Here is a 6,357-nt window from a genome sequence, read left to right on the forward strand (position 1 = left end):
GCACTTTTACCTGTTCTTCCTAAGGGGAAAGGGTAAAATAAGAAAATAATTAGAATTTTACAAGCTTAAAACCTTCACCGTGTACTGTCAATATCTGCAACGAATCATCCTGATTGAGGTATTTTCGTAGTTTGGCCACATAAACATCCATGCTTCGCGCATTGAAATAAGAGTCGTCACCCCAAATGTGCTGAAGGGCTGTTTTTCTTGATAAAACCTGATTTTTACGAGAAACAAACATTTTTAACAGCTCATTTTCTTTGGTGGTCAGGGTTCTGCTTGAGCCATTTAAAGCCAGCTCTCTTTTGTCAGGGTGGAAGGTATAATTGCCGAGTTGTACCTCCTCTGCTAAAGCTGGGGGTTGTTGATTGGTTCTTTTTAATATGGCCTTTATCCTTAGCAGCAATTCTTCCATGCTGAAGGGCTTAGTAATGTAATCATCCGCACCAAGCGTAAGACCTTTAATCGCATCTTCTTTCATGGTCTTAGCTGTGAGGAAAATTACAGGAATGTCACTGTCCATATTTTTGAGCTCTCCAGCTAATTCAAAACCATCTTTCTTAGGCATCATTACATCTAAAATGCAAAGTACAAACTGCCCAACTTTAAATTTTTCCAAACCCTCCTGACCATCTCTTGCAAGGGTAGTCTGAAAACCTTTAAGTTCTAAATACTCTTTCAAGATCTGCCCGAGATTAGGGTCATCTTCCACCAAAAGGACGCGCTGCTTATCCGCCATAAGGTAATGTGATTTTAAAGTTACTGCCCTTACCGGGAGAAGAATCTACCTCTATCTGACCTTCATGTTTATCCACAATGGTTTTTACATAGCTCAGCCCCAGCCCAAAACCTTTTACATCATGTCTGTTGCCTGTAGGCACACGATAAAACTTATCAAAGATCCTCTTTATGGTGTCTTTAGACATTCCTATACCATTGTCACGCACATTGATTTCAAAAGCATTGTCAGTAGAGGTAGTGCTAATTGAAATTGATGGCTTCTCAGCTGAATACTTGATAGCATTATCAATCAGGTTTCTTAGCACATTGCTCAAATGGTGTTCGTCTCCAATCAAACTGTCCTTCATGGCATCAAGGCGCAGCTCTAGCTTTCCCTTTTTATCTTCAATGGCTATCATCAGGTTAGCTGTGGCCTGAGTGATCAGCTGATGCATAGAAAGCTTTTCCTGCTTTATGGAGAAGGAGTCCTTATCCAGCAAGGCTGATTGCAGTACCTTTTCTACCTGATTAAAAAGTCTGGTGTTCTCATCCTTGATCATGCCCAGATACCTAAGGAGGGTTGACTCATTGGCACGCATTTCCTTTTCATTCAAAGCCTCCACGGCTAGCGATACAGTTGCTATTGGAGTCTTGAGCTCATGGGTCATATTGTTGATAAAATCATTCTTAATGTCAGAAAGCTTTTTCTGCCTGAATATAATGTAGATGGCATAGCTGAAGCAAGTCACAATAATCAAAATGAAAAGTATGGATGCTACTAATGTTGTCCAGATTTGCTTGTATAAAAAGGAGGTTTGGTTGGGAAAGTTCACCAGCAAAAAATTGGCATTCTCAAAGATGTCATTTGGAAATAATGCTGCTCTATATTCTGATTTTTTAAGCTCACTTGGGTCTTCCTTTTCCTTGCTCAAATATTGATTCTCATCTGCATCCCAGACAGCATACTGATAATGGAGATCAATCCCCTTACTTTGTAATGACTTTTTCAATAGCGAATCAACGCGATCTAAATCTATTCTTCTGTGGGCTTCTTTGGGGCCCATCATATTCTCTATTACCACATTTACCATCTCGGCTTTAGCCAAAACCCTAAAAGTTGAATCGCGGGAAGGGCCAGAAAGTGTATCCCCCTCAACAACAATCTCAATTCGTTCAGAAGGATTAGGAATACGATGCTTAAGCACTGTAATTGGTTTTACAACATCCACTTTTGATGGATGAGGTGGGTCAGGGGGAGGCATGATCGAGTCATGATTGATATATACATATCGCCTGCCATCAGAAAAGAAACCTTCCTGCTTAAACTCATACCTCAACTGTCCATTATCTTTTGAATAAAAAGAAAACATATTGCTGGAAGCCATTTCGGCCACTTCTCTGCGCTCTAAAGTAGTGGCCACCTGATGTAGAGAAGAAATTACATTTTCTTTAAAAGTCTTCTTGTTGAGCTGAATAGCGTTGTTGATCCAATAGACCTGAAATGAGGTAAGGCCCACCAATGCCACCGACATTAAGATGATGATTGTCCATATAGTTGAGCCCTTCATTTGACAAAAATAAGGGATTATTCCCTTGCCCAATTCTATTTAACTTTTTTTAACATCAACAATAAATTCAATCCTTAGCGGTTTCTGCTTGGTTTTTAAACTACATAGGAATAATTTCGACCATGGAATTGAAAAATGGAGCCTTTACTGTGCAGGGCATTGACCTCACCAAAATTGCAAAGCAGTTTGGTACCCCGCTGTATGTTTATGATGCCGACAAAATTGTTGACCAATTGCAGGCACTAAAAAATGCATTTTCTAATCAGAACTTGAAGGTAAAATACGCTGCTAAGGCCCTTACTAATCTTTCCATTCTTAAGTTAATGAAGAAGCATGGCGCGGGGGTAGATGTTGTATCTGTACAAGAAGCAGAACTGGCCATGAAAGCTGGTTTTGAGCCAAATGAAATTCTTTTTACGCCTAACTGTGTGTCTTTTGCTGAAATAGTGGAAGCGGTGGATATTGGGTTGATGATCAACATTGACAACATCTCCATTTTAGAGCAGTTTGGTCATAAATACCACAACAAAGTGCCTTGCTGCATCAGGTTGAACCCTCATATTATGGCCGGTGGTAATCATAAAATTTCAACCGGACATGTGGATTCAAAATTTGGTATTTCCATCTATCAGTTGCCTCACCTACTAAGGGTGGTTAAAACCAATGGCATTAAAGTTACCGGTCTGCATATGCATACTGGGTCTGACATTCTGGATGCAGATGTGTTTCTTAAAATTGCAGAAATACTTTTTGGTGTAGCCCGTGACTTCCCTGATCTGGAATTTATAGACTTTGGCAGTGGATTTAAGGTAGGATACAAAGAGGGTGACATTACCACTAATGTTTATGATGTAGGTGTTAAACTAGGCAAAGCATTTGATGCCTTCTGCGAATCTTATGGCCGTAAACTGGAAATGTGGTTTGAACCCGGTAAATATCTGGTGAGTGAGGCTGGCGTTTTCTTAGTGCAAGCCAATGTTGTTAAAACAACTCCCGCAACTGTATTTGTTGGGGTTGATTCTGGGCTCAATCATTTGTTGAGACCTATGATGTATGATGCTTATCATGAAATTGTGAATATCTCCAATACTAAGGGCACACAAAGGGTGTACACTGTGGTGGGTTATATCTGTGAAACGGATACTTTCGGGTGGGACAGAAAGATGCATGAAGTAAAAGAAGGCGATATTCTGATGATGAAAAATGCCGGTGCTTATGGCTTCTCGATGGCCTCAAATTATAACTCACGCTACAGACCTGCTGAAGTGTTGGTATACAATGGTAAGGCCCAGCTGATCAGAGAGCGTGAAACCATGGAAGACATTTTGAGGCATCAAGTGGAGATTGATATTTAAGAACTCTGCGCAGTGAAGTCCAAATGCGCTATTAAGACATATTAGTTTTTATATAGGTCTCTATTAAATTAATCTCTTTTCCATTTTGAATAACATTTTTATCTACTCGAGTCCAAGGCATCTTAAATCGTCCATGGTCTCTGTAAATGGTTTCCCAATTTTCATTATTAGGTTTCTGAAGAAGTGATTTATAGACTTTATCTTTATTCACAAACTGAAGTATTCGGTATTCTCCACTGATTAAACCCACCACGCTTTCGAAGAAAAAATCCACCAATTCTGAAGACTCAGCAGAAAATAATTGGCACCAGATGAATGCAGTTGAAATATGCAATTCATCATCATTCTGCAAGTTTAGGTGAATATCAAAGTCTAGTCCATTTTGCTCAAGAATTACCATTGACAAATCAACATATTTGTCTTCGTAGTCAATTGTCATATTCAGCTCAGGAAAAGTATCTTGTATTTTCTGAAATGTTTTCTCAGCAATATCGAAACATTTAGCTTTCATATTCTATACTAACTCGTTGCTAACACCTAGCTATCAAAAACAGAGTATCTTTTATCAGTCCGGCTAATCTAATTGATTTTTTACAGAATTAACACTCGCCTGAGGGCGTGAGACCATCTACCGCTCAGAGTGACTCGGATAATGAAATGGTAGCAGCAGTCTTTAATTTTCAATTCCAAATTGAAGTTGACGATTGTATTCTTCCCAAGAGAAAGAACCTTTTGAATCTTTAATCAGATTTTGATCACTCATAGTCCAAAGCTCAAATCCACTAACTTTCACTTTATGGCCTTTTCCATTTTGGTCCGAATCAGTTCCGGTTAAGGTCCAATGAAACTCTATTCCGGTGGGTTTATGAACCAAGCTGTCAAAACTTACATTGATGTCCGGAAATTTAGCCATAAAACTTTGCGCTACATTAGAAATTGCGTTCCTCCCGATGGCCGGTTCTCCATCATTTACCTGTAATCTACCGTCTTCCTCAAAAAACATAGCAACAAACTCTGATCGCTTACTGCCCCAAGCCTGTGCATAACCTTGAGCAAAAATATTTAAGTCAAACTTTCTTTTTTCTTCAGGTTGTTCATGTGCAGTCCAGCCTATGCTAAGTAGTTTCCATTGTTTATTTTCTTTGATGAGTATCATATGATTAACTTCTCTTAAGCCAGGCATGCCAAAGCGATTTACAACCGCATCTGCTCTTACCAGAGCCATATGTCCTTCAGTAACGATTATATCATAATCACTCACTATTTCAATATAAGGTCTTAATTCTCTCTTCTTGATGCTTTCGATGTATTCATTTATTGTCACTTCTGTGTTTTTCCATTCACCATCTCTCTCCCTGGTATATCCAATCACAGCCTTGTCAGAGGTCAAGCTGTCCAACTCCTCTAAATCGTAGTTACCAGCCGCCCTCAATATGTTTTCTACCGCAGCTATTATTTCATCTTCCTCATCTGATGAGGTATCCATTGTGCCGGGAGTTATTTCCTCACTTACCTCAGGTTTATCTTGCTTGAATTGACAGCTAACAATCAGTAAGAAGAACAGTAAAATTGATAAAGTTTGATTAGTTTGATTAGTTGAATTACTACTCATTATTAGTTGAATTTATAGCTGCTAACAACAACTGTGTGTATTATTTTTTCAGAGCCTTAATTGTATCCTCAATATTTGAATAGCTACCTACTATATTTTCTTCCTTATCTAGAATTAGATAAGTTGGAAAAGACCAAATACCTAAATCCTTATCCAAACTCGTTTCCCCAATCCGATAGTTTCTCCAATTAATATTCTTCTTTTCTAAATATTTAATCCATTTCTCTTGATCACTATCGGTCGAAATCCCGATTAATTCTGCGTTCAGATTTGCAAACATTTTTGGATCGGATAAAATCTCATTATGCTCTTTAATGCAAGGAGAACAGGAAGTATACCAGAAATCTAAAACTGTAAATTTCACGTCTGAATTAATTTCAACAAAAGATTTATTTCCCTCTGTTGAGATAAGTGAATACTTGTCAAGGTTAATATTATTCGTAGATTTTAGTTTTTCAATTCTACTCGAAATCATTGAATAGATAGTGTGTTGCTTGGTAGACAATGGCTGTTTATTCAAAAAACTCTCTACAAAATTCAATTGAACGATGTCATTCTGATTTAGCTTCAAGTAATGATTAAGTGGGACCAAAACAAATGCGTCTTGGTCATTTTCGATAATAGCCATTTTTATAAATTCCGCCCCATTGGATTTGTCCTTTAAAAAAGCTTCATAATTTCTAAAGTACCTGGCTTGCCTGTCATACACAGGTGTGTTTTTTGTTTTCGAAACTGACAGCTCGTTATCTTTAAAATCTAAATAAATATCCACTTTACCCGCATTAAACCATCCATCAATCCTTTTATCTGCAACGTAAATAAAATATTGGTCAGAAGATTTTGATGGTATTTCGAATTTTGCGATTCCATTTTGCAATCCAGATTTTAGTCTTTTCGATAAATTAATTCCAGCAATAGAAACACTATCTACCTTGACATCAGAATTTAGATGAATATAAAATTCTGTTTGCCCATATGTGGTTAGGCTTGAAATCAAAATAATTAGTACACAAAAAGTTTGTTTCATATTTGCTAACAACAACTTAGTGATTGTTATTTTTTTATTAACTCGACTAATCTAATTGATTTTTGAGTGACATCA

Annotated in this window: 6 protein-coding genes; 1 reads left to right on the top strand and 5 read right to left on the bottom strand. The window is 37.7% G+C overall.

All coding sequences use genetic code 11. The features are described from left to right. Positions 1-49: 49 nt before the first annotated feature. A complete protein-coding gene (locus E1140_RS03060; protein ID WP_155178922.1) occupies positions 50-739 on the bottom strand; it encodes a response regulator transcription factor in 690 nt (229 codons plus the stop codon). Continuing rightward, a complete protein-coding gene (locus tag E1140_RS03065) occupies positions 729-2,288 on the bottom strand; it encodes a sensor histidine kinase (RefSeq protein WP_155178924.1) in 1,560 nt (519 codons plus the stop codon). The genes E1140_RS03060 and E1140_RS03065 overlap by 11 nt, the downstream gene beginning before the upstream one ends. Before the next feature lie 122 nt (positions 2,289-2,410). On the opposite strand from E1140_RS03065, the gene lysA reads away from it, so the two are divergent. Next, complete coding sequence (lysA, locus tag E1140_RS03070; RefSeq protein ID WP_155178927.1) at positions 2,411-3,643, top strand: diaminopimelate decarboxylase; 1,233 nt, start codon at positions 2,411-2,413, stop codon at positions 3,641-3,643. Between the two features lie 31 nt (positions 3,644-3,674). On the opposite strand, the gene E1140_RS03075 is transcribed toward lysA, so the two are convergent. From E1140_RS03075 to E1140_RS03085, 3 genes are all read right to left on the bottom strand, one after another. Then, positions 3,675-4,154 carry a hypothetical protein gene (locus E1140_RS03075; RefSeq protein ID WP_155178929.1) on the bottom strand — a complete coding sequence of 160 codons (480 nt, stop codon included), beginning with the start codon at positions 4,152-4,154 and terminating at the stop codon, positions 3,675-3,677. 162 nt (positions 4,155-4,316) lie between these two features. Further along, a complete protein-coding gene (locus E1140_RS03080) occupies positions 4,317-5,255 on the bottom strand; it encodes a nuclear transport factor 2 family protein (protein ID WP_155178931.1) in 939 nt (312 codons plus the stop codon). A 40-nt stretch (positions 5,256-5,295) separates the two neighbouring features. After that, on the bottom strand, positions 5,296-6,282 hold the full coding sequence (locus E1140_RS03085; protein ID WP_155178932.1) for a TlpA family protein disulfide reductase: 987 nt from the start codon (positions 6,280-6,282) through the stop codon (positions 5,296-5,298). Between the last annotated feature and the right edge of the window lie 75 nt (positions 6,283-6,357).

This window comes from Fulvivirga lutimaris, from assembly GCF_009711525.1.
In the GTDB taxonomy this organism is placed as follows: Bacteria; Bacteroidota; Bacteroidia; order Cytophagales; family Cyclobacteriaceae; genus Fulvivirga; species Fulvivirga lutimaris.

Excerpts from the sequence above, each read along its gene's own strand:
- E1140_RS03060 (WP_155178922.1), bottom strand. The coding sequence starts at position 739 with ATGGCGGATAAGCAGCGCGTCCTTTTGGTGGAAGATGACCCTAATCTC.
- E1140_RS03065 (WP_155178924.1), bottom strand. The coding sequence starts at position 2,288 with ATGAAGGGCTCAACTATATGGACAATCATCATCTTAATGTCGGTGGCA.
- lysA (WP_155178927.1), top strand. The coding sequence starts at position 2,411 with ATGGAATTGAAAAATGGAGCCTTTACTGTGCAGGGCATTGACCTCACC.
- E1140_RS03075 (WP_155178929.1), bottom strand. The coding sequence starts at position 4,154 with ATGAAAGCTAAATGTTTCGATATTGCTGAGAAAACATTTCAGAAAATA.
- E1140_RS03080 (WP_155178931.1), bottom strand. The coding sequence starts at position 5,255 with ATGAGTAGTAATTCAACTAATCAAACTAATCAAACTTTATCAATTTTA.
- E1140_RS03085 (WP_155178932.1), bottom strand. The coding sequence starts at position 6,282 with ATGAAACAAACTTTTTGTGTACTAATTATTTTGATTTCAAGCCTAACC.